We start from the raw sequence: 24904 nt of genomic DNA on the forward strand, positions 1-24904 counted from the left end.
GATGTCGAGGTCTGCGCCTTTCAGGTCGAGGCCGGCGCCGCCGCGACGTCCTACATCCCCACGTCCGGGTCCGCCGCGACGCGGGCGGCGGATGTTCTGAGCGACACCCCGCCCGCCGCCCGGGACATCAAGCTGATCGGCACGGCGGCGGACGGCACCGAATATACCGCTGGCGCGCCCCTGGTGTTCGCCGGCCAGACCACCGAATGGACCTGCCCGGCCGGGCTGTGGTCCGACATCTGGGCGGAGGCGGTATGAGCGCGGCGGATTGGCATGATTTCACCTTGGCCGCGCCCGATGAGGCGACGGCCAAGGCGTGCGCCCGGGCGATCCGCGCCGCCTCCGGCGGGGTGCTGGCGATCATCGACGATGCCGGGGCGTGGGTGCCGTCCGGCCCGCGTCATGCGTGGGACCCGGTGGGTGTCGTCGTGGACGAGCCCGCCGCGTATGCCCCGGCCCCGGATGATCCGGGCCATCTGATCGAGACCCGTGCGGCCACGTATCTGCCCGGCTGGCGCGGGATGCTGCGGGTGCGCACGGCGCGCGCGGCGGAGGTCCACGCGATGCTGGAGAGCGTGGGCGCCCAGTATGGCGTGACCTGGCCGGCCGAGGTGCGGCGGGAATGGACGTCATGACGACGCGCTGGCGGCGCCGCGACACCCGACGGCTCGCGCGTGCCCATTGTGCGACGCGTCGGGGTGACCTGATCGCCACGTGCCCATGGGAGGGGCTTTAGATGTCATCAGAATACTGCGTGCTACTGACCGCCACGGGTCAGGCCAAGATCGCCAACGCCCTGGCCCTGGGCACCGTGGTCGAGGTCACCCACATGGCCGTGGGCGACGGCGGCGGGGCGCCGATCACCCCGGCCGAGACCATGACGGCCTTGGTGGGCGAGACCTACCGCGCCGCCATCGAAACCCTTGAGGTGGACCCGGACAACCCCGCCTGGATGCGCGCCCAAATGATCATCCCGACCGACACCGGCGGGTGGTGGGTGCGCGAGGTGGGCCTGTTCGACGCGGTCGGCGACTTGATCGCCGTCGCCAACTACCCCGCCAGCTACAAGCCCGTCCTGGCCGACGGCGCGACCCGGGACATGGCCATCAAGCTGGTGTTGGAGGTGTCCAGCACGTCGGCGATCACCCTGATTGCCGATACCAGCGTGATTGTGGCGACCCGCCCGTGGGTGCTGTCGCAACTGCCACCTCACGCGACCACCGAGATGCGCGGCCTCGTCGAACTGGCCACGCCGGCCGAGTGCCGCGCCGGCACCGACACCGAGCGCGCGGTCACGCCGTCGGGCCTTTGGGCCGGGGTGGCCGCTGCCACGGCGGTGCCGCTGGCCGCGCTGCCATTCCCGGAGATCGTGACATCCACCCACCGCCTGAGCGTCACTCCCGCCGCCGGCGCGGACGGCGGAACGGTGGCCGTTGCCGCCGGAACGCCCATCGTGATGGGCACCGAAGGCGCGACCGCCGGCCGGGGGCATCTCGTGACCGTGGAGACACCCGCGTGGCAATCCGCCGATCTGGCGGCCGACAGCACCTACTACCTGCGCGGCCGCGTCGAGGGTGGCGCTCTGGTGCTCTACACCCAGCAGGGCACCGACACAGACGCCGTCCCCGCCTCCCTGACCGGCACGCCCGACGGCGCCGCCGGGGGCGGGTTCGACAGTACCCCCGTGGACATGCTGATCGCCCGCGTCGAGACCGGCACCGCCGGCACCGTGCCCACGGTGACGCCGCTGGCCAATGCGGCGCGCCTGCACGCGACGGCGCATGTGACGGCGACCGGCGTCGTCTACGGCGGCAGCCCCGGGTCATGGGACTGGGCGCTGGCGCTGGACTGGGCGCGCACCCCGGCGACGCCCATGCTGTCGCTGTTGTTTCATTCGTTTCTCGACGGCGGCTCTGATGATGACTGGCAGATCGATACCGGTCTGGACGTATCGCGGTACGCGGTCTCCGGCACCCCGCAGCAGGACTCGCTGCAGTCCCCCTACGTCCCGCGCATTGCGGTGGAGGTGATGGCATGACGACCGCCCAGCATCACGACGGCGACCTGATGGTCGCGCGCGCCAGCGGCACGGCGCCCGGCACCCCGCTGCCCCCGGCGCTGGCCGGCGTGCCCCTGGAGCGGCTGCGCTACGACGCGGCCGCCGACACGGTGATCGATATCGCCGGCGTCGAGCGGGAGTGGCATGTCGATCCCCAGGGCCGGCCGCGCCTGGCGCCGGCCGACGGCCGCCAGCCCCTGACCTGCGCCGGCGACGATCCGCTGATCCGCGACGCCGACACCGGCCTGTGGCGGGTCGAGACCGACGCCGACCGACGGGCCGCCGCCCAGACCGCCGCCGCCGCCGAGATCGACCGGCGGGCGGAGGCGGTGCGGCTCACCTACCTGACGGGCGGCGCCGCCCAGGCCATGACATATCAGCGCAAGGAACAGCGCGCCCGCGAGGCCCAGGCGATCCTCGACGCCGGCGACATGCCTGCCACGGGGGACTTCCCGATGCTCGCCGCCGAGGTCGGGATTACGGCGCCTAACCTGCCCGGCGTGGTGGCCGTGATCCTGACCCAGGCCGACGCCTGGGAGGGGGTGGCGGGCCGGATCGAGGCCGCCCGCCTGAGCGGCAAGGCCGCCATTGCCGCCGCCCCCGACGTCCCCGCCGTTCACACCGCCCGGGATTCCGCCCTCGCGGCCCTGGCCGCCCTGCACGCCACCCCCTAGGGAGTTCCGCCCATGGCCACCGACTATCACCACGGCATTCGCATCATCGAACTGACCGACGTCATCCGGCCCATCCGCACCGTGGAAACCGCCATCATCGGACTGGTGGCCACCGCCGACGATGCCGACGCCGACGCCTTTCCCCTGGATCGCCCGGCCCTCATCACCGACGTGCGCACCGCCGCCGGGTCCGCCGGCACCACGGGCACGCTGGCCCGGGTGCTGGACGCCATCGCCGATCAAGCCAACGCCGTTACGGTTGTGGTGCGCGTGGCCGAAGGCGCCGACGAAGCCGAGACCACGACCAACGTGATCGGCGGCACCAACACCGCCGGCATGAAGACCGGCCTGCACGCCCTGACGGCCGCCCAGGCCCAGCTTGGGGTGACGCCGCGCATCCTGGGAGCCCCGGGACTGGACACGGACGCGGTCACGGCCGAGCTGGTCACCGTCGCCCAGACCCTGCGCGGCTTCGCCTATGCGGGGTGCCACGGCTGCGTCACCCCGTCCGAGGCCGTGCTGTACCGCGACGGCTTCGCGGCCCGCGAGCTCATGCTCATCTGGCCGGACTTCCAACGCTGGGACACGGTGGCCAGTGCGACGGGAACCGCGTGGGCGACGGCCCGCGCCCTGGGCCTGCGGGCCAAGATCGACGAGGACGTCGGCTGGCACAAAACCCTGTCCAACGTGGCCGTCAACGGGGTGACCGGCCTGTCCCGTGACGTCTCGTGGGACCTGCAATCCCCGGCCACGGACGCGGGCGTGCTGAACGCCGCCGACGTCACCACCCTGATCCGCGAGGACGGGTTCCGCTTCTGGGGCTCGCGCACCTGTTCGAACGACACGGCGTTCGCCTTCGAGAGCTACACCCGCACCGCCCAGGTGCTCGCCGACACCATGGCCCGGGCGCACATGTGGGCCGTGGACAAGCCCCTGCACCCAACCCTGGCCCAGGACATCGTGGACGGCGTCGACGCCAAGTTCCGCGAGTTGGTCGCGCGGAACTACCTGATCGGCGGGCGGGCCTGGTTCGATCCGGCCAAGAACAGCGCCACCGAGCTGTACGCCGGCAAGCTGTGGATCTCCTACGACTACACGCCGGTGCCGCCGCTGGAAAACCTGATGTTCGAGCAGAAGATCACCAGCGACTACCTGATCGACTTCGCCGCCCGAATGGCGGCTTAAGGGGAGGTCCCACCTATGCTCCCGAAGCTCATTAAGACCTGGAACGTGGTGGTCGACGGCCGCTCCCTGGCGGGGGTGGCCGAGGACCTCACCCTGCCGGAACTGACGCGGGTCACCGAGAGCCTGCGCAACGCCGGCATGCTCGGCCCGGTCGAGGGCGACCTGGGCCTGGAGGGCCTGTCGCTGTCCTTCACCCTGACCGAGTTCAACGAGGACATCCTGCGCGCCTGGGGCCTGTTCGGGGCGGGCAACATCCCGGTCCGCTTCCTCGCCGCCGCCCGCGCCGACGATGCCGAGGCGCCGACGGACGCGATCGAGGTCTCCGTGCGGGGCCGCTGGAAGAAGATCAGCCACGGCACGGTCAAGGGCGGCGAGGTCGCCAAGATGACTGTCGAGGTCCCCTGCACCTACTACCGCTACCGCCTCAACGGCGACACCGTCATCGAGATCGACCTGATCGCCGGCACCGAGATCGTGGACGGCGTGGACCGTCAGGCGGACATGCGCCGCGCGATTGGTCTTGTTTCCTGATCGCCGCAGCGACCCTAGCAGGTCGCGCGGCTCCGCCGCTAAAGCGGCGCCGGCCCGGTCGGGCCGGAGGGGTACACCAAACCCGGGCGCCGGCCCGGTCGGGCCGATAGGCCCGGAGCCGCGCGGCGTCCGAAGGACGGCGCTGCGGCGATGAAAAGAAAGGACCCAAAACATGAACGAGTTCCGCAGCGTCAAACTCTATCAACCCCTGCCTGTCGGGGGCGACAAGACCCTGGACACCCTGCGCTTCCGCGCGCCCAAGGCCGGCGATCTGCGCGGCCTGAAGCTGGCGCTGCTGGAAGAGGCGGAGGTGGATGCCGTCCTGACCCTGGCGCCCCGGATCAGCATGGACGCCGTCTCCGCCGCGCACTTGGCCGAGTTGCACCCGGCCGACCTGCTGGCCCTGACGGCGGAGGTGTTGAGTTTTTTCGCACCCCCCGGGACGGGGGCGGGCGCGATGGGCCGGGACTCCCCGACGACGCCCGGGCCGCATGGGGTGTCCTGATGCAGGCGTTCCCGGGATCCTTTCCACCGGACGTCTTCGATGCCCTCGATCTCGATCGCTACGCCGAGGCCTATGGCATGGCGGTCGAGACCCTGAACGCCCAGGCGGAGGCGATGCGCACCGGTCGCCGATAGGGAGACCCATCCGGCCCGACCGGGCCGGCGGGCCGAAGGCCCGGAGCCGCGCGAGCCCGAAGGGCGAACTGGGGCGAAAAAGGAAACCAAAATGCCCGACCTGAAACTCTCCATCGCCCTCGCGGCCATCGACACAGCCACGGCGCCACTGCGCCGTGTGCGGGAGGCCGCGCGCCAGATGGGCGGCGGGGCGCGGACGGCGGCGCAGCGCCTGGGCAGCCTGGAACGCTCGGCCGAACAGTTGGCCGCGTTCCGCAAGGTGCGCGCCAACGCATGGCAGAACACCCGTGCCCTGGCCGACCTTGAGGAACAACTGACCGGCGCGCGGGAAAAGCTCGCCCGCGTGACCAAGGAGACCGGAGGCACCGGCCGGGCCTTCCAGCGGGCCACCCAGCATGTGGCGTTCCTGGAAAAGAAAGAGGCCGGGCTCATCAAGCGGACGCAGGGCATCCAGACGGCCATGTCGCGCGCCGGCGATGCCCTGCGCGAGGCCGGGGTGGACACCGGTCATGCCGCCGCCGAGACCCGGCGCCTGTCGGCCGACATCGCCCGCGCCATCCGGCGCGCCAACGGCCTGGCCCGGATCGAGGGCCACTTCGACCGCATCCGCCACGCCGCCGGGGGGGCGGCCCTGGCCGCCGGTGCCCTCACCGGGCGCCTGTCCAGGCTCTCCGGCGCCCTCGGGCTCGGGGGCCTGTTGGGCGGCGGTGCGGCTGTCGGGGGCCTGGGCTCCATGATGCAGGGCTTTGCGGAGTCCGGCCGCGAGATCGACCAGTGGGCCGGGCGCATCGGGGTGTCCACCACTGCGCTGCAAGCCCTCACCGCCGTCGGCGGACGCTTCGGCATCCAGCAGGACGCCATGATCGACGGCCTCAAGGAACTGTCCCTGCGCGCCGATGAGTTCGCCGTCACAGGGGGCGGGGAATCGGAAGAGGCATGGCAGCGCCTCGGCTTGGGACGGGATCAGATCAACGCCGTCAAGGGCGACACCGAAGCCCTGTTCGAGCTTGTGCGCAGCCGGATGGAAAACATCCAGGACGTCTCGGAACGCCAGCGCATCGCCGACGAACTGTTCGGCGGCACGGCGGCCGAACAGATGGTCGAGATGCTGTCCGCCTCCACCGACGAGCTGCGCCGCATGCGGGCCGAGGCGGAGGCCAACGGCCAGATCCTGTCGGAGGAAGAGATTGCCCAGGCGCGGACCCTATCGGACTCCCTGCGCCACCTGTCCGGCATCATGGGCGGTTTGGCCAAGACCATCTCCGCCAAGCTCGCGCCGGTCCTCACACCCCTGTTGCAGCAGCTTGGGGACTGGATCGGCGCCAACCGCGAGCTGATCGCCAGCGAGATCTCGTCGATCGTCCAGCGCCTGTCCGACGCCCTCGACCGCGTGGACTGGTCCGCCGTGCTGGCGAGCCTGAAGGCGTTCGGGTCCCGGGTCCAGTCGGTCGTGGAGGCCATCGGCGGCTGGGACACCGCCATGATCGCCGTGGTGGCCACCCTGAACGCGGGCCTGATCGGGTCCCTGGCCAGCCTGGGCGTTCAACTGGGGCGGCTGGGCGCGGCCCTGCTGGCGAACCCGATCACGGCGGTCATCGCGGCCATCGCCTTCGGCGCCTATGCCATCTACGCCAACTGGGACAAAATCGGGGTCTGGTTCCAGGCCAAGCTGGACAAGGTCCGCGCGGCGTTCGACGTCGGGCTGGGCTCCGGACTGTGGGAGATCATCAAGCAGACCAGCCCGTGGTCGCTCGTCCGCGATGCCTTCAACGGCCTGTTCAAGTGGCTGTTCGGCGTGGACCTCTCGGCCCTGGGTCGCCAATGGTTCGGGCCGCTCCTGGATGCCATCGACGCCGTGGACCGCGAGATCACCGCGTGGATCGCCTGGATCGATCAGAAGCTGCAGCCGGTGGTCGGGATGATGCGTTCGGCCGGCAGCATGCTGGGCTTCGGGGGCGATGACGACGAAGAGGATGCGGCTGCGGCGCCCCCCGCCGACACGCCGTCCCGGCCGTCGCTTTCTCTGCCGAGCCGGTTTGCCGACCGCGAGCCCTACGCCGGCGGCCGGCCGCCCCCGGCCAACGATGACCGGCCCCGTTTCAACGTGGTGGACACCAGCGCCGGTGTCGCGGCGGCGGCGGCCGCCAACGCGCCCAACGTGGACTCCCACGACACGGTCAACCTGACGGTCAACGTTCCGCCGGGCTCGGACCCCGAGGAGATCAAGCGCATCCTGGCGGAGCTCCTGGACGACCGGGAGGCGTCCCGCGCCTCCGCCGCCCGCGCGCACCTGTACGACGGGGTGCGGTGATGTTTGCATTCGGCGCCAGCCCGCTCCCCCACCCGGCCACCCTACGCCAGGATCATATGGGTGGCCGGGTGGGGGAGCGGGCCGGTGCCGCAAGACAAGAAAGGTCGATAAATGCCCCTGATGACCCTCGGCCTGTTCACCTTCCAGACCGACTCGCTGCCCTATGCCACGGCGGCGCGGGACAGCGCGTGGCGCTGGCCGTCCCAGGACCGCGCCGGCGCCGCCCCCGCGCACCAGTACACCGGTCCAGGCACGGACACCCTGACCCTGACCGGGACCCTGATGCCCGAGATCACGGGCGGCCCGGTCCACCTGGACACGCTCCGCCGCATGGCGGCCGAGGGCAAGGCATGGCTGCTGATCGACGGCCAGGGGCGGCGGCGCGGAACCTGGATCGTCACCAGCGTGCGCGAGACCCGCACCCACATGTTCAGCGACGGCACGCCCCGCAAGGTGGACTTCACCCTGTCCCTGACCCGGTACAGCGACGATGATCTGGCCGCGCGCGGCGATCTGGCGGACAGCCTGCCCGGCCACCTGTCCGCCCCCGCGCCGGACGACGTGATCGCCGGCGCCCGCGACCTGGCCGGAGGGCTGGCCGGGGCCGCGTCCGATCTGTGGAGCCTGTACCGGTGATCCCCGCGTGGCGCATCACGGCCGACACCGTGGACGTGACCGCCGCCATTGCGGCCGGTCTGGTGAGCCTCAAGATCACGGACAAGCCGGGCCTCGAATCCGACGAACTGGAGTTGACCGTCGCCGATCCTGACGGCGCCCTGGCGTTGCCCCGCCGTGGGGTCCGTCTGTCCGCCGCCATCGGCTGGCGGGACGGGCCGATGGTCTATCGCAGCACCTATCGAGTGGATGAGGTGCGGCACCGGGGCCCGCCGGACGTGGTCATCGTGAAGGCCCGCGCGGCCGACCTGACCGGAGGCCTGCGCGCCCATCGGGACCTGTCCTATGACGACACCACCCTGGGCGCCGTGCTCCAGGCCGTGGCCGCGCGCCACGGGTTGATCCCGGCCATTGCGCCGGACCTGGCCGCGCTGCCGATCCCCCATCTGGATCAGGCCACGGAATCGGACGTCAACCTGATCTCGCGCCTTGCCCGCCAGGTGGACGCCATCGGCACCATCAAGGACGGCCGTCTGGTGTTCACGCCGCGCGGCTCCGGTCGCACCGCCGCCGGGGCCACCTTGCCGGCGATCCGGGTGGCCCGGGCGGAGACCGTGTCCCACGCGTTCGGGATCCAGGACCGCGAGGGCGAGACCACCGGGGTCCGCGCCGTCTGGCGCGACCACGACGCGGCCGAGGATCGGGCCGAGCTGGCGGGCGCCCCCGGTACCGTCACCACCCTGCGGCGCCTTTATCCGTCCCAGGCCGAGGCCCGCGCCGCCGCCCGTGCGGCCCTGACCGATCAGGCGCGCGGGCAAAGGGACCTGCGCCTGCGGCTGGCCCTCGGCCGCCCCGAGGTGATCGCGGGGCAGCCCCTGGCCGTGAGCGGATTCCGCTCGGAGATCGATGGCGTGCAATGGGTGGTCGAAACCGTCCAACACGAGCTGGACGCCAGCGGCGGCTTCCGAACGCGCATCGAGGCCGTGGAACAGCAGCCCCCGGCCCAGGGCGGCGGGTCAGGCGGCGCCGCCTCCCTGACCGAGACGGGCGTGAATTGGTCGGGCCTGTCGGCCGCCTAAAACAATCGCATTCATGCGCTTGGCACCTACAAGAAGAAACGCTATACTTTTTACGGCCGTGGTGAGCGGTGCGTTTGTTTTTTCGTATGCTGGCAACCTGAGCCAGCAATATTAGTTTCACAAAGGGCAGTGATGCCGATAAAAAGTATGATGCTTATGAACAGAGAGCGGAGTTACTTCTATGTGGTATGTCTACTTAATGTTGGCGCCAGTTCTTATTGTTCTCATTGTCTTTTTTATGTTTAATTTTCTTGTTAAGAAAGTGATGAAGTTGGAGCAGGCATCAATAGTAGAAATCATAAATGAGAACGGGAAATTTATTGAAGTGTGCATTCTTTTGATGAGCTTTTTTGTCGCACTCTTTGGTTATGTAGCCTGGAAAATAGATTATGATAGAGAATTAGAATTTTCAGCATACAAAGAAATGTCGAGAATTGTAGAGCGTCGAGAAGACTATATGCGCTCCATTAAGCCGCATGACGTAACCGAGTTCATTGTTGATGATGAATATACACTGCAAAAATATATATCTTTCCAGGAAATGGTTTTTGATGCAAAGATGTGCTATGATGCAAATATTTGTAATGCAAATTTCATTGATAGTTATTATTGCAGTTCTATTTTTGCCTTAAAGACAAAAATGCTGATGGATGAAATTATTAATCATAATAACATCTGGTGCAACAAAGTTGGCCGATGCGAGCGAGCGAACGAATACATATACGGATCCCGTATAATGATGGAAACTATTTCGGACATTAAATACATATGTCCAAACGTTGATCAAGAAATATTTAGCAAAAAACGGATTGAAATAATTTATGATTACGCCAATGCGCTGCCATTATTGCTTTGATATACAATAAGTTGTACAAAAACTCATAAAAACTGCGCTTGAAAATGAATCATATATTTACTTGAGTGTGCCGCACCCTCTCTTATTTCTGGTCAACACCAAATACATTTACGCCCGTGGCGCCGGTGCGCTATGCCCCGGCATTTTGTGGGCTTTGAACAAGTCTCAGGCCGGGCGTTTATCGTCCGTGGGGCGGGTGGTCGCGGCGCGCAATCTCCGGCGCAAAGCGATCTGGTGTTCGGCCAGGGCGTCGAGACGGTCGCCGGGCCCGGCCGCTTGGGATGTGATCGTGCCGTACCACTCGGCCGCCAACTCTCCTAGGCAGCGTTCGGGGATGGCTTAGCCCTCGGCCTTGTAGACCGCCTGGATCGTGTCGACGATTCGTCCCATCAAGTCGCGATCACGGTTCATGGGGGGGCGGCAGGTGAGGCGTCCCATTGGTGGCTCTTCTGCCGGTCCTGCGTCGCCGTGTTCAATTTATCCCTTCCGGTAGCACCCAACGATCAGCATGACATTTCTGACCTCGGCCCGAGGGATCGGATCCAGGTCTCGCGGCGGGTTGTACTGGCGGACCCTGACTTCGTCGTCCGTCATCGCAATGAGAGCCTTGACCATGGCCTCGTTGACGCCGTCGCCATCCTCTTTGACCAGCAGCACATCGTCGCCCTGATTCACGGGCCGGTGTGGATGAATCAGCACCATATCCCCTTGCCGATAGGCTGGCGCCATCGAGTCGCCCACGACGTACATGCCGAACGCGCCCCGGACGTCCCGAAGTGGCTCCGGTCGCGTGACATATTCGATTGGATCGAAGGTCACGATCATGCCGGTCCGGCCGCCCCTCGCGCTTGAATAGATCGGCAGATCGCGGCCGGAGGCTCGCATATCCTCCGTTCGCTCAATCATAACGCGGGCGACTTCTGGCGGAGGTTCCAGTTCTAGGTAAGCCGCCACCGCAGGAATTTCGTCAGCCTTCAGCCGCCGCTTTCCTTGAAGGATGCGGGTCACGACTGCCGAATTCCGGCCGAGGGCATCGGCCAACCCGATCCGCGACTTTGCGGGGTTGTCCAGCCCTTCCTTGATCCATTCGATCACGTCCATGGAACGATTTTTGCGCAAACCGCAAACAAGCGCCATTTCGTTTTTCGTTTGACAGCACTTTGCGAAATGCGCAAATTTGGCGTCATGGACACGTCACTCACTCCCATAGCGCAGCGCGTCATTGCCAAGTTCGGCGGGCACAGGGCCGTCGCGCGGATCACAGGCGCCTCTGTTTCAAGGGTCTACCGGTGGACCTACAGCCGTGAACGCGGTGGAACCGGTGGCCTCATCCCGCAACGGTATCAGGGCGTTCTGCTGCGGGCTGCGCGGCAGCGGGGCATTGAATTGGCGCCCCAAGATTTCTTCGACCTACCAGCAAACGATGTCCCGGCTCATGCTTCGGAACAGCCGGAAAGCGCAATGAGGTTTCCGCAATGAACCGCCAGCACGATGATCACGTCTACAAGGCCCTGAAAGCCGCGTTTCGGCGGCTGGTCGGGCAAAACGGCGGGTACTGCGCCGCCGCCGATCTGACGCGGGTCGGCAAGAGCCAGCTTCAGGAATACGCCAGCCCCCATCACATGGACGTGTTCCCGCCCGCCGACGTCATCATCGACCTGGAGCGGGACGCGGCCGACCCCATCGTCACCCGCCAGATGATCCGCCTGTTGGCCGACGCGGACACGCCGGAACCGGCGTGGGACGGCGACTCGGACGATGTCGCCGCCGTGTTGCACATGGCGACGCGGGGGCAGGTGGCCCTGGGCGAGTTGGCCCGCTGTGCCGTCCAGGCGGCCGAGGACGGCGACCTGTCGGACGAGGAACTGGCCGCCCTGATCCAGCGCGCGGAAACGCGCATGCACGTTGCCCAGTCCGACTACGACGCCCTCATGAAACTCCGCGAAACCCGGCGCGGACAGCCCCACCGCCGCAGGGCGGCACAATCCGGGAGATCACCACGATGAAACGCCCCCCGAACAACGGCAATTCCCGAAACTCGGCCCGCCCGTTCCGGAACAGCGCCAAGTGCCCCGTCTGCGGCGAGACCTGCCGCACCATCAAGGTCTGTCAGGTCACGCCGGCGATCACGGAAATCACTTACGGCTGCACCAACGACGACTGCGGATTCCGCTGGGTTGGGCAGTTGGCGCCGGTGCGCGTGCTGCATGCCTCGTTGCTGCCGCCGTCCCGCCACCTGACGCCCCTTCCGCCGCCATCCGTCGCCACCGCGCCGCTCGCGCGGGCCGGGGCGGGCGGCTGATCCAGGGGTGGGGGGAAACACGATGACATCGGACATCCAGTTGAATGACATCGTCACTTTGATCCGTGGCGATGCCCGGACGGCGCTGCAATCTCTTCCTGATGGCGCGGCGCGGTGTTGCGTCACCTCGCCGCCGTATTTCGGTTTGCGCGATTACGGCCACCCCGACCAGATTGGTCTGGAACCGGACCCAGCCGCCTATGTGGCTGAACTGGTTGCCGTGTTCCGCGAGGTCCGCCGCGTGCTGTCCGCCGACGGGAGCCTTTGGGTCAACCTCGGCGACTGCTACGCCAGCGACGGCGGTACGGGCCGACAAGGCACGCGGGGCCAGCGGTTTGACCGCCAGCACACCCAGGAAACTCTGGGCGAGACGCGAAAATGGCCGGATAGCGGGATCAAGCCTAAGGACCTGATCGGGATCCCGTGGATGGTAGCCTTCGCCCTGCGGGCCGATGGCTGGTACCTGCGTGAAGACATCGCGTGGCACAAGCCGAACGCCATGCCCGAAAGCGTCCGCGACCGTTGCACGCGGGCGCACGAGTATGTGTTCCACTTCACGAAATCGCCCCGATACTACCACGACGCGGATGCGATCAGTGAGCCGGCTGGGCAGCCCGCCGGGCCGCGACGTTTGACGGGTCAACACAAGGCGGACGCGGGCGGCGCAACAACGAACGGGACCAGCACCAGCACGCTGGGCAGCAATGGGGGGCCATCAACCCGCAACCGCCGTTCCGTCTGGGCCATTCCAACCCGCCCGTTCAAGGGCGAGCACTTCGCCACGTTCCCGGTCGGCCTTCCCACCCTATGCCTCCGCGCTGGATCGGAGCCCGGTGACGTCGTTCTGGACCCCTTCGCGGGGGCCTGCACGACGGGTGTCGCCGCGCTGGCGGAGGGGCGCCGGTTCGTGGGCATTGAACTCAACCCGGCCAACCTTGTCCTTGCCCGTCCGCGTCTGCGGCAACCCGGGTTCGGCCTGATACACGCGCAACCCGCTGCGATCCCACCGCGCCCGTCAGAGGTGGGAGGCTATCATGCGTGACGATATCGCCGCCGACGTGCGGAAACGCCTGATCCATGACTACAAGATGCGCCCCCGGGGCGAGTGGCTGCAACGCGGCGTCTGCCCCCAGTGCGGCGAGAAGGAACTCTACGCTAACGGCACGGAGCCCTGGGTCATCCGCTGCGGACGCCTGAACAAGTGCGGGTTCGAGGCGTCGACCAAGGACCTGTATCCCGACGCCTTCGGGCAGTTGAACGAGCGTTATCCCGCCACGTCCGAGAAACCCAACGAGACCGCGCACGCCTACATGGGGTTCGTGCGGGGCCTGCCCGACGCCGCGCGCGGCTGGTACCGCCAAGGAAAATTCTGGCACCCCCAGGGCGACCGCAGCACGGCCACCGTGTTGTTCGAGATCGCGCCCGGCATCTGGATGGAACGGTTCGTTGAACCGGTGCGGGTGAAGGAAGACGACGGCGACGTCACGCTGCGCAAGCAGCACTTCCATGGGGCACACAAGGGCCTCGCCTGGGCGCCACCGAAACAGCGGGTCGGGGACGAGCTTTGGATCGTCGAGGGTTGCATCGACGCCGCCACCCTGGCCTGCGCCGGGCTGTCCGCCGCCGCCACCCTGTCCGCGTCCAACTACCCGGGCACCTTCCTGCAGCGACTGGCCGACGCCGGGCAAAAGCCGGTCCTGGTCTGGGCGTTGGACAACGACCCCGCCGGCAAGGGCGCCATGCGCCGCCATATCCGGCGCGCCGAAAAGGACGGTTGGACCTGCCGCGCCGCCCTGGTGCCGCGCGACGGGCGCAAGAAGCGCGATTGGAACGACCTCTGGCTCGCCGGCGCCCTGACCGAAGACACGCGCGCCGACACCCTCGACCGCTGCCGCTTCCACGGCGATCTGTTCCGCGCCCGCACGGCCAAGGAAAAGGGCCTGCTGATCTACCGCCGCAAGAGTGCTTCCGCCTTCGGCCTCGACTTCGACAGCCGCACATGGTGGTGGAAGCTGGACCAGGAGCGCCTGAACAAGGCCACCATGGAGGGCCTGTGCCGCGAGGATGCCGAGGACATGGCCGCCGAGTGCCATGAGATCTGCAACTGCGCGGTCTCCTTCCTGTACTTCCAGCAGTCCAAGCTGACGGACGAGAGTTGGTACTACACGCGGGTCGATCTGCCCGACGGCCGCACGCTCAAGAACACCTTCCGGGGGGCGGACATCTCGTCCGCGTCCGAGTTCAAGAAGCGCCTGATCTCCATCGCGCCGGGGGCCCTGTACAGCGGATCGTCCCAGCAACTGAACTGGATCGTCGGCCGCTACCTGCGGCGCATCCGGGTGGTCGAGACCGTCGAGTTCATCGGCTATTCCCGCGAACACGAGACCTATGTGTTCCCGGACGTGGCCGTGCATCACGGTCGGGTGCATCGCCTGAATGACGAGGACTTTTTCGAGGTCGGCCGCCTGTCGATCAAAAGCCTCAACGGCTCGCTCGCGCTGCATATCGGCAAGCCGACCGAGTACCGCCACGACTGGCCCGATCTGGTCTACCGCGCCTATGGCGCCCAGGGGCTGATCGCCGCCGCGTTCTTCCTCGGCTCCCTGGTCGCGGAACAGATCCGCGCGGTCCACAAGTCGTTCCCCTTCCTGGAGATCGTGGGCGAGGCGGGGGCGGGCAAATCCTCTCTGATCGAGTTCCTGTGGAAGCTGGTCGGCCGCGTCGATTACGAGGGCTTCGACCCCAACAAGGCCACCAGTGCCGCCCTGGCCCGCAACTTCTCCCAGGTGTCGAACCTGCCGATCTCGCTGATCGAAAGCGACCGGGACAGCCCGGACAGCAAGCAGCGGCAATTCGACTGGGACCAGATGAAGACCGCCTACAACGGCCGCGCCGTGCGCTCGCGCGGGGTGAAGAACGGCGGCAACGAGACCTATGAGCCGCCGTTCCGCGCCTCGGTCCTGATCTCCCAGAACGCGGCTGTGAACGCCTCCGAGGCCATTCTCACGCGCATCGTGCACCTGTTGTTCGATTGCTCCGGCCATTCCGCCGAGGGCAAGGACGCCGCCGACGAACTCTCGGCTTTGCCCGTCGAACACCTGTCCCACTGGCTCATCCTGGTCTGTCAGGCCGAAGACCGGATCATGGAGACGGTGCGCACCCGCACCCCGTTGCATGAAAAGGCGTTGCTGGCCGACCCCGCCATCCGGTCCCACCGCATCGCCAAGAACCACGGCCAGATGATGGCCCTGGCCGAGGTGCTGTGTGACCTGTGCGAGATCCCCCGGCCGCGCCGAGAGGACGTGCTGGAAACCCTGCACACCGCCGCCACCCGCCGCCAGGACGCCATCGCCTCCGACCATGCCGTGGTCGAGGAATGGTGGGAGCTGGTCGAGTTCCTGGACCCCGACGGCGACAAGCTGAACCACAGCCGCAAGCCGGACCAGCTCCTCGCTCTCAACCTCAACCAGGTCATCCAGATGGCCCAGCAGCACCAGCAGGTGTTGCCGGCCACCTCGGCCGACCTGAAGCGGCACCTCAAGACCAGCAAGAGCCGCAAGTTCCTGGGCATCAAGACCGTCAACTCCGGCCAGCCCGGTGACTTCTACAACCGCGCCGTCAAGTGCTGGTGCTTCGAACAACCCCGCAAGTAGGGAGACGGAATCATGATCGACATTCCCCTCTACGCCGCCCTGGGCGGCACCCGCTGCGATGATCCCGTTGTGATCCATGAGGACCGGGGCGGGCGCCTGGTTCCCGTGATCCGGGGCACGCTCGCCGCGTGGCGGCCGCTGTCCGACCGGCGCCAGTCCTGGTGCGTCCGGATGGTCGGAGAGGATCCGAAGGCCCCGCCCGAAGCCGCCGTCATCGTGGTCGAGGAAATGCCCGACGGCCGGCTGGCCTACATCGGTGGCGGGCCGCTCAACGACGCGATCCAGGCGGCCGAACGCACCGCCGCCGGCGTGGTAACGCCGACATCCGTGTCGGACCAACTCATGAGCGTATCCGCCGCGCTCGTGGCCCTGAGCCTGCCCTACCACCGGGGCGAGGCGGCTGCGTCATGAGAATTATGAGGATTGTCGTGTTCGTGACGGAGGGCTTCACCCTGACCGTCGCGCTTTTTGTCCTCGTCCTGTGGTCGATCCTCGGCCACGCCATCCTCGACTAGGGAGGACACCATGACGCATCACGCGCCGCACACCCCGGGGCTGGTGTCGGTCATGAAAGGCGGGCTCGTCCGCCTCGTGCCGCGCTACGACCCCGAGGTGGCGATTGCGGATCTCCGCCTGCGCGGTGTCCACACCGGCACCGCCCACGACGTCGCCCGCGCCGAGGCCATCGCCAATGCCTACCGGCTCGCCGCGTGCTGGAACCTGTGTGACGGCGTCCCCACCGAGGTCCTGGAAACCCTGCCACGCGGCGCCCTGGCCGTGCAGGGGTACGACCGCGCCGGCTGATCCCGACGCCAGAATGGAGGCGCAGACCATGACAGACGCCACCCCCGTCTGCATCGGCGTCGATCCCGCAGCCGGCGACGACATGACCGTCGTCGTTTTGCCCCATCGGTACCGCCGCGATCTGCTCCAGTGCCTGACCCTGCACGATCAGGGCAACACCGCGTCCGCCCGTCTCGGTGCCTACATTCTCGGGTCCGACGCGGCAGAGGCCGGCATGGGGGCGGACGCCTGCCCCTTCGCCGAGGACGCGCTGCCCGAGCTGGCCGAGGCATGGCGGCGCGGCCGTCAGGACACGCTGGACTTCGGGGCCGGCAAGCGCCGGCCGGCCGATCGCCTGTCGTCCAAGTGCCGCATCCGCGCGCCGATCGGCAGCACCCACGCCGCCCACACGCATCCGGGGGACTGACCATGACCGCCATGCAGCCGGACATGTTTGGGGGGCCGTCCGTCGCCGACGGGCCGGAGCCCAAGCACAAGCCGAGACGCCCAGGAGGGTACGCCGCGCGCCCGGGCGGCGGGCCGAAGGGGGAGACCTGCCGGACCTGTCTGCACTACGTGCGGAAGGGCCGGGGCAAGTCCGTGTACCGCAAATGCGACCTGCTTCGGGACGTCTGGACCAACGGCACCGGCAGCGATATCCGCGCCGGCGCGCCCGCATGCTGCCTGTGGAAGGAGGTCTCCGAGTGACCGCCGCCGCCCCGCATCCCACCCTGTGGCCGCATCTGGCGAACGCGGCGCTCGCCGCTTCCTATGCGTCCCTGACCGCCCAGGCCGTGGCCGCCGAATGCTACGAGACGCCCGCGTGGACCGCGCGCCGGGTGCTCGAGGTCGAGGTCCTCACACCCCGCGTCCTGGACCCCTGTTGCGGCACCGGCATTCTGTCCCAAGCGGCCCGTGCCGCCGGCTATGACGTCGGGTCGCTGGACCTGCACCGCTGGGGCTATGCGGATCAGCACGGACAGGCGGACTTTCTGGCGGACCCGCCTTCCTGGATCGCGTGGCCGATGTTCCGGGAGACCCCGGCCTATCTTCGGCACAACATGCCGCGACCCCTGTCCGGGGTGAGCGTGTTCATGAACCCGCCCTTTTCGCGGGCCACTGAGTTCGTGGATCGGGCCTTTTCCCTGGGGGCTCGAAAGGTCCTGTGCTTCCAGCGCTTTGCGTGGCGGGAAAGCCAGGCCCGCCGGGCGTGGTGGGACGCCCGGCCGCCGGCGCGCATCTGGCTATGCGGCGACCGCGCCCACTGCTGGCGCTTCGACATCCCGCCCGAGGCCCGTACCGGCGGCGCCCCGACCGCCCACGCGTGGTTCGTCTGGGAACAGGGCCATCGCGGCCTCGAGGCCGTCGCCACGATCTGGAAGGACGGGCAGGCCGAGCCCCCCGTCCCCTGTCCTGTCTGAGCACACGGAGACCACTCCATGACCACCGAACCCCTCGCCGCCGTCACGGTCGAGACCCTTCGGCCCATCGCCTACCGGGGCGAGCCTGTCCTGACCACCGAGCTTCTGGCCGCCGCCTACGGGACGGAGCCTGTGCGTCTCCACAAGAACCACAGCCGCAACGTTGATCGGTTCGTCGAGGGCCGACACTTCTTCAAAATTGCGGGATCGGATCTCCGCTTATTCCGAAAGCGAACTGACTACCTAAAAGACAGTCAGTTCGAGGTGGGAATGAATGCAAAATCGGTCCTTCTCTGGACCGCGCGGGGCGCCGCCCGGCATGCCAAGATGCTGGAGACGGACGCGGCCTGGGAGGTGTTCGAGGCCCTGGAGGATTCCTACTTCGACCGCCGGCCGGAAACCCGGGTGAAGGCCGACCCGCACCTGTTCGTCGGTAGTGGCGATTATGTCGAGGATCGCCGCGTGTCCGGCAGCGCCCGATTCTGCGAGGAGGTCGCTCGCCTCGGTTACGAAAGCCCGAAGGCGTTCGCCGCGACCGCCGGATGGACCGGCTCCAAGCTCTGGTCCATCGAACACGGCAACACCGCGCCCAGCAAGCCCGAGGACCTGAAGCTGCTGATCGGGCGCGGCTTCGACCTGCGCTATGTGCTGTACGGCGAGCGCACCATTGCCCGAGCCGAACTCGACCTGATCGCCGCCTACCGCGAGGGCGACACCGCCGGCGTCCAACGCATCCTCGCCGCCCGTCCGGCGCGCCTCACCGACCAAACCAACCGCGAGACCTGACCCATGCCCCCACGCCCGCCACACGGCCGGCCGGCCCATGACCAGGACGAGAGGGGACGCGCTGTCATGCGCATTTCAAAAGACATGTCCTGCTTACCGGACTGGCCGCGCCTCATGACGGCCGAGGAAGCGGCCGCCTATCTGTCCATCTCGGCCAACACGCTCCGCGCGCATGTCCCCATCGAACCGTTCCGGATCGGTGGGTGTGTTCGCTATGACCGAAAGAAGCTGGACGACTACGCCGACGGCGATCCTTCGCCGGATCAAGCCGCCACCTGGGCGGATGAATTGTTCGGGTGACCCATGCCAGTGTACCGGATCAAAGGCATCAAGCGGGTGCGGAACCCCAGAACGGGTGCCGTCTACCTGTATCACCGGGGCACGGGCAAGCGTCTGCGCCAGACGGAGGGAACGGCCGCGTTCCTTGAGGAAGTGGCCGCCCTCGACCGCGAAGTGCAAGACCGGCCGTCCGAGCCGAAATCGCCGGCGGGCACGTGGGGCTGGCTGCGGGAACTGTACCTAGCGAGCCCCAAGTATGCCCAGCTCGCGCCCCGGACGCGCAAAGGCTACCGCACCGTCTTGGACTATCTGGCGGAGCCCAACCCGGATCGCCCCGGCAAAGGGATGAACGCGGTCCCCTTGGACCGGATCGACAGCCCGTCCGTCATGCGGCTGCGCGATGCGACGCATGAGCGTCACGGCTGGCGGCAGGCGAATCTGGTGCTCGCCGTGATTTCGCTGGTGTGGAACTGGGGCCGACCCTACGGCTACGTCACCGGGCCAAATCCGGCCGAGAAGATTCCGCGCATCAAAAGACCGCGCGACAAACCCGCCGCGAACCGCCCCTGGACCGACGACGAGTTGGCCGCCGTCCTGGCGGCGGCACCGACGGGCGTCCGGGAGGCCGTGGCCCTTGGGGCATATACCGGCCTTCGCCAGGGTGACGTGTTGGCGCTGCCGTGGTCGGCGATCGAGGACGGATGGCTCAGGTGGCGCCAGTCGAAGACCGGCGAAGAGGTCTGGATCCCCGTGCATCGCGATTTGGCCGCGATCCTGTCCCGGGCCGAACGCCGGGCAACGATGATCGTGGCCGGGGCGCGGGATCGCCGCCCGTACAGCGGCGACGGCTTCCGGACGTTGTTCTTTCGCCTGATTCGCAAGCTGGAGGCGGACGGCCGCATCGGCCACGGACTGACGTTCCATGGTCTGCGGCACGGGCTCGCAACACGCTTGGCCGACGCCGGCGCCGACGACCGCACCATTGCGGCGATCACCGGTCACAAGCAGGTCTCGATGGTCCAGCACTACACCCGCACGGCCGACAAACGGCGCCGCGCCCGCGCGGGAATGGACCTGCTGGAAGGCGGCAAGCCGGAGGACAAGCCGTGAACAAACGGCCTAAAGTTTGGAAAACTTCCGGGAAAAGTTTGGAAAAAAGGGGCAGATAGGATGACCTATCTGCCCCTTAACGTCTTGATTTAATTGGTGGGCGCACAAGGACTCGAACCTTGGACCCGCTGATTAAGAGTCAGCTGCTCTACCAACTGAGCTATGCGCCCCAATTTCTCAAATGGGTGACACGATCCGCGCCGCCCCGTTTGTGAGGGAGGGCTGGATACCAGCCCGCACCGGCATTTGCAAGCATCTTGAAGGCGTATGTCCGCCGTTTGCGTCGGTGCGGTCTCGCTGCGGTGTCCCAAAAGCCCGCCGCAGCGAGACGGATGGGGGTCCGTCTCGGCGGAGCGACCGCGGCGACCATGCGCGGCGGCAGTCTCCTCATCGTCGCGCGGTCTCAGAGTCCGTCGGGACAGACACTCAGATGTCGCGCAACGCGCGTGTCCAGGTCTCCATTGCCGTGTTGGCCACGGGCATGGGCGCTTCCAGGAACGAGATTTCGAACCGGTCCTCCATTTGGACGACGCCGATGGAGCGGGGGCGAACGGCCATCACGTCCGGACTGGGCAGCTTGACGCCGAAGCAGAAGACGACATGCTTGGCCGCCTTGATCTCCGGATTGATCTCGCCGCCGATGCCCTGCGTGTGCGCATAGTGATCGAATGTGGCGATGTAAGCGACCTTATCGTCTTCTTCGATTTTTTGCTTGTAGTGCTCCAGAATTTCGTCAACGGACGTCTTGCTCGTCTCAGAAAACGGCAGGCTCATGTGATAGACAGGATACTTTTCCTGAAGCGTGTACTGGCGCATTCCGGGCTTCCTCTTTGCAACGACACGGCCCAGGCATGAGGCCGATGATAGGACCAGGAATCGTCATTCACCCCACCGCACGCAATGAGAAAGCGCAATGGAACGGGAGCCGAGCCGGCTACTGATCCTTTAGCGAGCGTGGCCGCCACTGATGCACGTTCACCGGCCGGCCCGACTGGGACCGCATGACGCGTGGGCGCAGGACATGCTCGATGTGCGGGGCGCCCCGGTCGGTGAGGGCACCGATCCCCTCGCGTTCGGTGGGTTTGCGGCCGTAAAAGGCAACCATCCCCTCGATGGTGATTTCCGCACCCGGGGCTTCCGCATAGGCGTCGGCATAGGGGGGGTGTCGCTTCAGAGACTTGGTCAGGTGCTCGGTGGAGTGCGCTCCGAAGCGGCGCCAGATGGAATCCAGAAGGGTTTCAGCGGGCTCCGGGATCTTGGCCAGATCCACGCGCGGCCGACTGTAGGAGAACGCCTTGAACAGGGTCGGTTCCAATGGCCCATCGGGATCGGCGATGAACGTCGCCGGGATCAGCTTGTGCCCCGCATTCGCGACCGCGAAATAAGCCTGTGCCAGATACAGCAGGCGGTGCAGTTTGCGCGGATTCAAGTATTCGTTGTCATCCAGGGCGCGGTCGAGCAACCAAAAGGTCGGCTCGAACCCGGATGGTGTTAGCGGTGGATGCGCCATCGCGCCAGCCTCCCATGTCGTTGCCCTGATGGTACCGCGTTTCAGCGCGTCGGTAGAGGAAATCCCGCGCGATCCGGACCGGATCGCGCGGTGATTCGCCAATATGTCGATCTTCTGGGCAGCTCGCGCGACGCGCCCGAAATGCTGCGGGCAGGTTGTGGTTGCTTGGGACCGGGGCCATGCCGCACCATGGCCGAGATCGCTTCCGTCCGCCCGAGTCGCGCCCATGACCGTGTCCACCGCACCAGAGCCCGCGCCCGAAGTGCCCGTTGCCGGGGACGCGGGTGTGCGCGAGGCGGTCGGGCGTTGGCGTGCATGGCTGTGGGGCGAGCGCCGGTGCAGCCCGAATACGCTCGACGCTTATGGCCGCGATCTGGCCGGGTTCCTGACATTCCTGAGCGACCATCTGGGCGGGCCGCCGACGATCAGCGATCTTGCCACCCTATCCGCCGCCGACATCCGGGCTTGGCTGGCTTGGCGGGGCGCGGCCGGTGTCTCCCGCACCTCTCAGGCGCGCGGCCTGTCCACGTTGCGCGGTTTCTACCGCTGGCTTGATCGCGAAGGCATCGCTCACAACCCGGCCATTGCCCAGGTGCGCGGCCCGCGCCCGCCTAAGGCGGTGCCCAAGGCGCTGGCCGAGGATGAGGCGCGCGAGGCCCTGACCACCGCGCCTGAGTTGGAGGACGAACCCTGGATCGCCAAGCGCGATACCGCGCTTCTGACCCTGCTGTACGGGGCCGGACTGCGCCTGGGCGAGGCGCTGGCGCTGCGGCAGAAGGACGCGCCGTCCGGCGGCGCCCTGGTCGTCACCGGCAAGGGCCGCAAGCAGCGCGTGGTGCCGGTGCTGCCGGTGCTGGCGGCGGCGGTGGCGGACTACCGCGCCGCCTGCCCCTTCGTCCTGGGACCGGACGACGCGCTGTTCGTCGGCGCGCGCGGCGGCCCGCTCAATCCGGGCGTGGTGCAGCGGCAGGTGCGACGGCTGCGTGTTCTGCTCGGCCTGCCCGAGAGCGCTACCCCGCATGCCCTGCGCCACAGCTTCGCCACCCACCTGCTGGCGCGCGGCGGGGACCTGCGGACGATCCAGGAACTGCTGGGCCACGCCTCGCTTTCGACGACGCAGCGCTACACGGCGGTGGACACGGCGCGGCTGAAGCGCGTTTATGCGGACGCGCACCCACGGGCGCGCCAACCCGATGACCCACCGGACCCCTGAGGACCCCTGATGCGCGTTTTCATTTCCCCGGCGCAGCGTGGCCACGCCGGCGACACGTTCCTTGTCAGCGGCACGCCGCGCCCGATTCCGGAACAGCCGGAGCGGCTGAACCACTTCCGGCGCGCGGTCGAGGCGCTGGGCCTGACCCCGGAGGCACCGGCCGACGCCGGTGACGGCCCGCTGGCTCGCGTGCATACGCCCGAGTACCTGGACTTCCTGCGCACCGCCTGGACCCTGTGGCAGAGCCTGCCGAACGCGAGCGGCGATGTGCGCCCGAACGTCTCCCCCGACCGGCCGGACGCGCCCTATCCCCGCTCGCCGGTGGGCCGGGCCGGCTATCATCTGGGGGATCAGGCTTGCCCGATCCTGCGCGACACCTGGATCACCGCACGGGCCAGCGCGCACTGCGCGGTCGCCGCCGCCCGCGCGGTGGCGGACGGCGCGCGCGAGGCCTACGCGATGTGCCGCCCCCCCGGACATCATGCCGGGCGGGAGCGCACGGGCGGCTTCTGCTATCTCAACAATACGGCCATCGCCGCCGCCGATCTGGCCGCCGGCGGACGGCGTGTCGCCATCCTGGATGTGGACCTGCACCACGGCGACGGCACGCAGGCCATCTTTTATGAGCGGTTGGACGTCCTGACCACATCGGTTCATGCCGATCCGGCGGATTTCTATCCGTTCTTCCGGGGGCACGCGGCGGAACGCGGCGCCGGCCCAGGACTGGGCTACAACATCAACCGACCGCTGCCTCTGGGCACCGGAGACGCGGGCTATCTGGCGGCGGTGGAGACAGCATTGGCGTGCATCGACGCCTTTGCTCCGGATGTGCTGGTGGTGGCGCTGGGGCTTGATGCGTCGGTGGACGATCCGTTCGGCGGGCTCACCGTGACGCCCGACGGTTTCGCCCGCCTGGGCGCGCTGTTGGGTGCCTTCGGGCGGCCCACGGTGCTGGTGCAGGAAGGGGGCTACATCTCCCCGACGTTGTCGGACAACCTTCGCGCCGCGCTGAGTGGGTTCCTCGACGCCCGTCCGGGCGGCCTCACACCTGCATGAAACGCAAACGGTCACCCTCGAACACGCCGCAGGTCAGACGGCCGTGCTCGACCGCGCCGGTATCGAGCGCGATGCGGTTGGTCAGGATCAGCGGGCGCGGTGTGATGGTGTGCCCATGCACGACGATGGCGCCGAAATCGGCGTCGCTGGTCAGGAACGGCCCTCGGATCCAGAGCAGATCCTCGGCCGTCTGGTATTCGTGCGGCACGCCGGGACGCACGCCAGCGTGGACGAACAGGTAGTCTCCCTCGCGGTGGCTCAGACGCAGGTTGCGTAGGAACACCATGTGTTTCTCGGGCAGCGCGTCCAGCAACGCCTCCCGCAGGTGGTTCTCGGACTCGCCGGTCAAGAACGCCGTATCGGGCACCGGCACGCCATAGCTTGCCAGGGTTTCCGTGCCGCCATTGAAAAGCCAGCCGGCCGGATCGCTCTGGCCGTCCAGGAAGGACAGCACGAAATCCTCGTGGTTGCCCTTCAGGAAGACCGTTTCCAGTCCCTTCGGCAGCCCGTTGGTGAGGATATCCAGCACCCGGCGGGACCGTGGGCCGCGATCAATATAGTCGCCCAGGAACACGGCCACGGATCGTTCGAGTCCATCACCGGCCCGGGCCAGATCCACGTCGATGGCGTCCAGCGCCCGTTCGAGCAGATCGGCCCGCCCGTGGATGTCCGGTATGGCGAAAACCCGAACGCCGTCGGGAACCCGGCCGGGCGCCGGGATCCAGAAATCGACGGGCCAGGCCCCCTCCATGATCGTCACAATACCACGCCTCCGGCTCGCTTCGACCTCACGGACCCGCTAAACAATACAACCGGGCGAAACCGGCCTTTCGCTCAACCAC

The 24904-nt window shown here is 67.6% G+C and carries 30 protein-coding genes and 1 tRNA gene; 26 read left to right on the forward strand and 5 right to left on the reverse strand.

The features are described 5' to 3' along the window. From BLS85_RS19110 to BLS85_RS18710, 12 genes are all read left to right on the forward strand, one after another. Window positions 1–258 (forward strand): phage head spike fiber domain-containing protein (locus tag BLS85_RS19110; RefSeq protein WP_218128363.1); only part of this gene is annotated, 258 nt, incomplete at its 5' end. Beyond that, a complete protein-coding gene (locus BLS85_RS10165) occupies window positions 255–635 on the forward strand; it encodes a hypothetical protein (RefSeq protein WP_092785913.1) in 381 nt (126 codons plus the stop codon). The genes BLS85_RS19110 and BLS85_RS10165, both read left to right, overlap by 4 nt. A 101-nt stretch (window positions 636–736) precedes the next feature. Further along, window positions 737–2038 carry a phage tail protein gene (locus BLS85_RS10170; protein ID WP_092785915.1) on the forward strand — a complete coding sequence of 434 codons (1302 nt, stop codon included), beginning with the start codon at window positions 737–739 and terminating at the stop codon, window positions 2036–2038. Beyond that, the gene (locus BLS85_RS10175) at window positions 2035–2733 is read left to right on the forward strand and encodes a hypothetical protein (RefSeq protein ID WP_092785916.1); all 699 of its coding nucleotides are present in this window, start codon (window positions 2035–2037) and stop codon (window positions 2731–2733) included. Before BLS85_RS10170 ends, BLS85_RS10175 begins: the two co-directional genes overlap by 4 nt. A 12-nt stretch (window positions 2734–2745) precedes the next feature. After that, on the forward strand, window positions 2746–3918 hold the full coding sequence (locus tag BLS85_RS10180) for a phage tail sheath protein (protein WP_092785918.1): 1173 nt from the start codon (window positions 2746–2748) through the stop codon (window positions 3916–3918). Window positions 3919–3933: 15 nt separating this feature from the next. Next, window positions 3934–4449, forward strand: coding sequence for a phage major tail tube protein (locus BLS85_RS10185; protein WP_092785920.1), 516 nt, complete (start codon window positions 3934–3936; stop codon window positions 4447–4449). 172 nt (window positions 4450–4621) lie between these two features. Continuing rightward, window positions 4622–4954, forward strand: coding sequence for a phage tail assembly protein (locus tag BLS85_RS10190; RefSeq protein ID WP_092785922.1), 333 nt, complete (start codon window positions 4622–4624; stop codon window positions 4952–4954). Next, window positions 4954–5088 carry a hypothetical protein gene (locus BLS85_RS19625; protein WP_281242530.1) on the forward strand — a complete coding sequence of 45 codons (135 nt, stop codon included), beginning with the start codon at window positions 4954–4956 and terminating at the stop codon, window positions 5086–5088. The genes BLS85_RS10190 and BLS85_RS19625 overlap by 1 nt, the downstream gene beginning before the upstream one ends. Window positions 5089–5179: 91 nt before the next feature. Next, window positions 5180–7399: a hypothetical protein gene (locus BLS85_RS10195; RefSeq protein WP_092785924.1), complete on the forward strand. Its 2220-nt coding sequence runs from the start codon at window positions 5180–5182 to the stop codon at window positions 7397–7399. Window positions 7400–7510: 111 nt separating this feature from the next. After that, the gene (locus BLS85_RS10200; RefSeq protein ID WP_092785926.1) at window positions 7511–8035 is read left to right on the forward strand and encodes a phage tail protein; all 525 of its coding nucleotides are present in this window, start codon (window positions 7511–7513) and stop codon (window positions 8033–8035) included. Beyond that, window positions 8032–9093, forward strand: a complete 1062-nt coding sequence (locus BLS85_RS10205) for a contractile injection system protein, VgrG/Pvc8 family (protein ID WP_092785928.1) — start codon at window positions 8032–8034, stop codon at window positions 9091–9093. The genes BLS85_RS10200 and BLS85_RS10205 overlap by 4 nt, the downstream gene beginning before the upstream one ends. 181 nt (window positions 9094–9274) lie before the next feature. Further along, window positions 9275–9949 carry a hypothetical protein gene (locus tag BLS85_RS18710; protein WP_143027156.1) on the forward strand — a complete coding sequence of 225 codons (675 nt, stop codon included), beginning with the start codon at window positions 9275–9277 and terminating at the stop codon, window positions 9947–9949. Between the two features lie 477 nt (window positions 9950–10426). Here the strand turns inward: BLS85_RS18710 and BLS85_RS10210 are convergent, their stop codons facing one another. Then, window positions 10427–11050: a LexA family transcriptional regulator gene (locus BLS85_RS10210; RefSeq protein ID WP_176793594.1), complete on the reverse strand. Its 624-nt coding sequence runs from the start codon at window positions 11048–11050 to the stop codon at window positions 10427–10429. Between the two features lie 374 nt (window positions 11051–11424). Between BLS85_RS10210 and BLS85_RS10220 the strand changes: the two genes are divergently transcribed. From BLS85_RS10220 to BLS85_RS10275, 12 genes are all read left to right on the forward strand, one after another. Next, window positions 11425–11955 carry a hypothetical protein gene (locus tag BLS85_RS10220; protein ID WP_092785932.1) on the forward strand — a complete coding sequence of 177 codons (531 nt, stop codon included), beginning with the start codon at window positions 11425–11427 and terminating at the stop codon, window positions 11953–11955. Next, a complete protein-coding gene (locus tag BLS85_RS10225) occupies window positions 11952–12251 on the forward strand; it encodes an ogr/Delta-like zinc finger family protein (RefSeq protein ID WP_092785934.1) in 300 nt (99 codons plus the stop codon). Before BLS85_RS10220 ends, BLS85_RS10225 begins: the two co-directional genes overlap by 4 nt. A 22-nt stretch (window positions 12252–12273) precedes the next feature. After that, a complete protein-coding gene (locus tag BLS85_RS10230) occupies window positions 12274–13293 on the forward strand; it encodes a DNA-methyltransferase (RefSeq protein WP_092785936.1) in 1020 nt (339 codons plus the stop codon). Further along, window positions 13286–15904 carry a toprim domain-containing protein gene (locus BLS85_RS10235; protein ID WP_092785938.1) on the forward strand — a complete coding sequence of 873 codons (2619 nt, stop codon included), beginning with the start codon at window positions 13286–13288 and terminating at the stop codon, window positions 15902–15904. Before BLS85_RS10230 ends, BLS85_RS10235 begins: the two co-directional genes overlap by 8 nt. A gap of 12 nt (window positions 15905–15916) precedes the next feature. After that, window positions 15917–16315, forward strand: a complete 399-nt coding sequence (locus BLS85_RS10240; RefSeq protein WP_092785940.1) for a hypothetical protein — start codon at window positions 15917–15919, stop codon at window positions 16313–16315. A gap of 114 nt (window positions 16316–16429) precedes the next feature. Continuing rightward, window positions 16430–16708, forward strand: a complete 279-nt coding sequence (locus BLS85_RS10245; protein ID WP_092785942.1) for a hypothetical protein — start codon at window positions 16430–16432, stop codon at window positions 16706–16708. Between the two features lie 28 nt (window positions 16709–16736). Next, window positions 16737–17114 (forward strand): hypothetical protein, encoded by a 378-nt coding sequence (locus BLS85_RS10250; protein ID WP_143027157.1) that lies wholly within the window; start codon window positions 16737–16739, stop codon window positions 17112–17114. Between the two features lie 2 nt (window positions 17115–17116). Further along, window positions 17117–17395, forward strand: coding sequence for a hypothetical protein (locus BLS85_RS10255; protein ID WP_092785946.1), 279 nt, complete (start codon window positions 17117–17119; stop codon window positions 17393–17395). Then, on the forward strand, window positions 17392–18108 hold the full coding sequence (locus tag BLS85_RS10260) for a hypothetical protein (protein ID WP_092785948.1): 717 nt from the start codon (window positions 17392–17394) through the stop codon (window positions 18106–18108). The genes BLS85_RS10255 and BLS85_RS10260 overlap by 4 nt, the downstream gene beginning before the upstream one ends. Window positions 18109–18126: 18 nt before the next feature. After that, entirely contained in the window at window positions 18127–18894 is a 768-nt protein-coding gene (locus BLS85_RS10265) for an ORF6N domain-containing protein (protein ID WP_092785950.1), read from the forward strand. Between the two features lie 66 nt (window positions 18895–18960). Continuing rightward, the gene (locus tag BLS85_RS10270) at window positions 18961–19194 is read left to right on the forward strand and encodes a helix-turn-helix domain-containing protein (RefSeq protein ID WP_176793595.1); all 234 of its coding nucleotides are present in this window, start codon (window positions 18961–18963) and stop codon (window positions 19192–19194) included. 3 nt (window positions 19195–19197) lie between these two features. Beyond that, a complete protein-coding gene (locus BLS85_RS10275) occupies window positions 19198–20283 on the forward strand; it encodes a tyrosine-type recombinase/integrase (protein ID WP_092785953.1) in 1086 nt (361 codons plus the stop codon). Window positions 20284–20377: 94 nt separating this feature from the next. Here BLS85_RS10275 and BLS85_RS10280 read toward each other — a convergent pair. The 3 genes from BLS85_RS10280 to BLS85_RS10290 all read right to left on the reverse strand — a co-directional run bounded on the left by BLS85_RS10280 (window position 20378) and on the right by BLS85_RS10290 (window position 21793). Then, window positions 20378–20453 (reverse strand) — tRNA-Lys (locus BLS85_RS10280). A 256-nt stretch (window positions 20454–20709) separates the two neighbouring features. Next, window positions 20710–21099, reverse strand: a complete 390-nt coding sequence (locus BLS85_RS10285) for a DUF6858 family protein (protein WP_092785954.1) — start codon at window positions 21097–21099, stop codon at window positions 20710–20712. Between the two features lie 118 nt (window positions 21100–21217). Then, a complete protein-coding gene (locus BLS85_RS10290; protein WP_092785956.1) occupies window positions 21218–21793 on the reverse strand; it encodes a Panacea domain-containing protein in 576 nt (191 codons plus the stop codon). A 226-nt stretch (window positions 21794–22019) separates the two neighbouring features. On the opposite strand from BLS85_RS10290, the gene BLS85_RS10295 reads away from it, so the two are divergent. Together BLS85_RS10295 and BLS85_RS10300 are read left to right on the forward strand one after the other, a co-directional pair. Continuing rightward, on the forward strand, window positions 22020–23006 hold the full coding sequence (locus BLS85_RS10295) for a tyrosine recombinase XerC (RefSeq protein WP_092785958.1): 987 nt from the start codon (window positions 22020–22022) through the stop codon (window positions 23004–23006). Window positions 23007–23015: 9 nt separating this feature from the next. Then, window positions 23016–24062: a histone deacetylase family protein gene (locus BLS85_RS10300; protein WP_092785960.1), complete on the forward strand. Its 1047-nt coding sequence runs from the start codon at window positions 23016–23018 to the stop codon at window positions 24060–24062. Here BLS85_RS10300 and BLS85_RS10305 read toward each other — a convergent pair. After that, complete coding sequence (locus BLS85_RS10305; protein ID WP_092786271.1) at window positions 24049–24813, reverse strand: metallophosphoesterase; 765 nt, start codon at window positions 24811–24813, stop codon at window positions 24049–24051. The two genes, BLS85_RS10300 and BLS85_RS10305, sit on opposite strands and share 14 nt — an antisense overlap. Between the last annotated feature and the right edge of the window lie 91 nt (window positions 24814–24904).

It is taken from the genome of Rhodospira trueperi (genome assembly GCF_900101965.1).
Classification (GTDB): Bacteria; Pseudomonadota; Alphaproteobacteria; order Rhodospirillales; family Rhodospirillaceae; genus Rhodospira; species Rhodospira trueperi.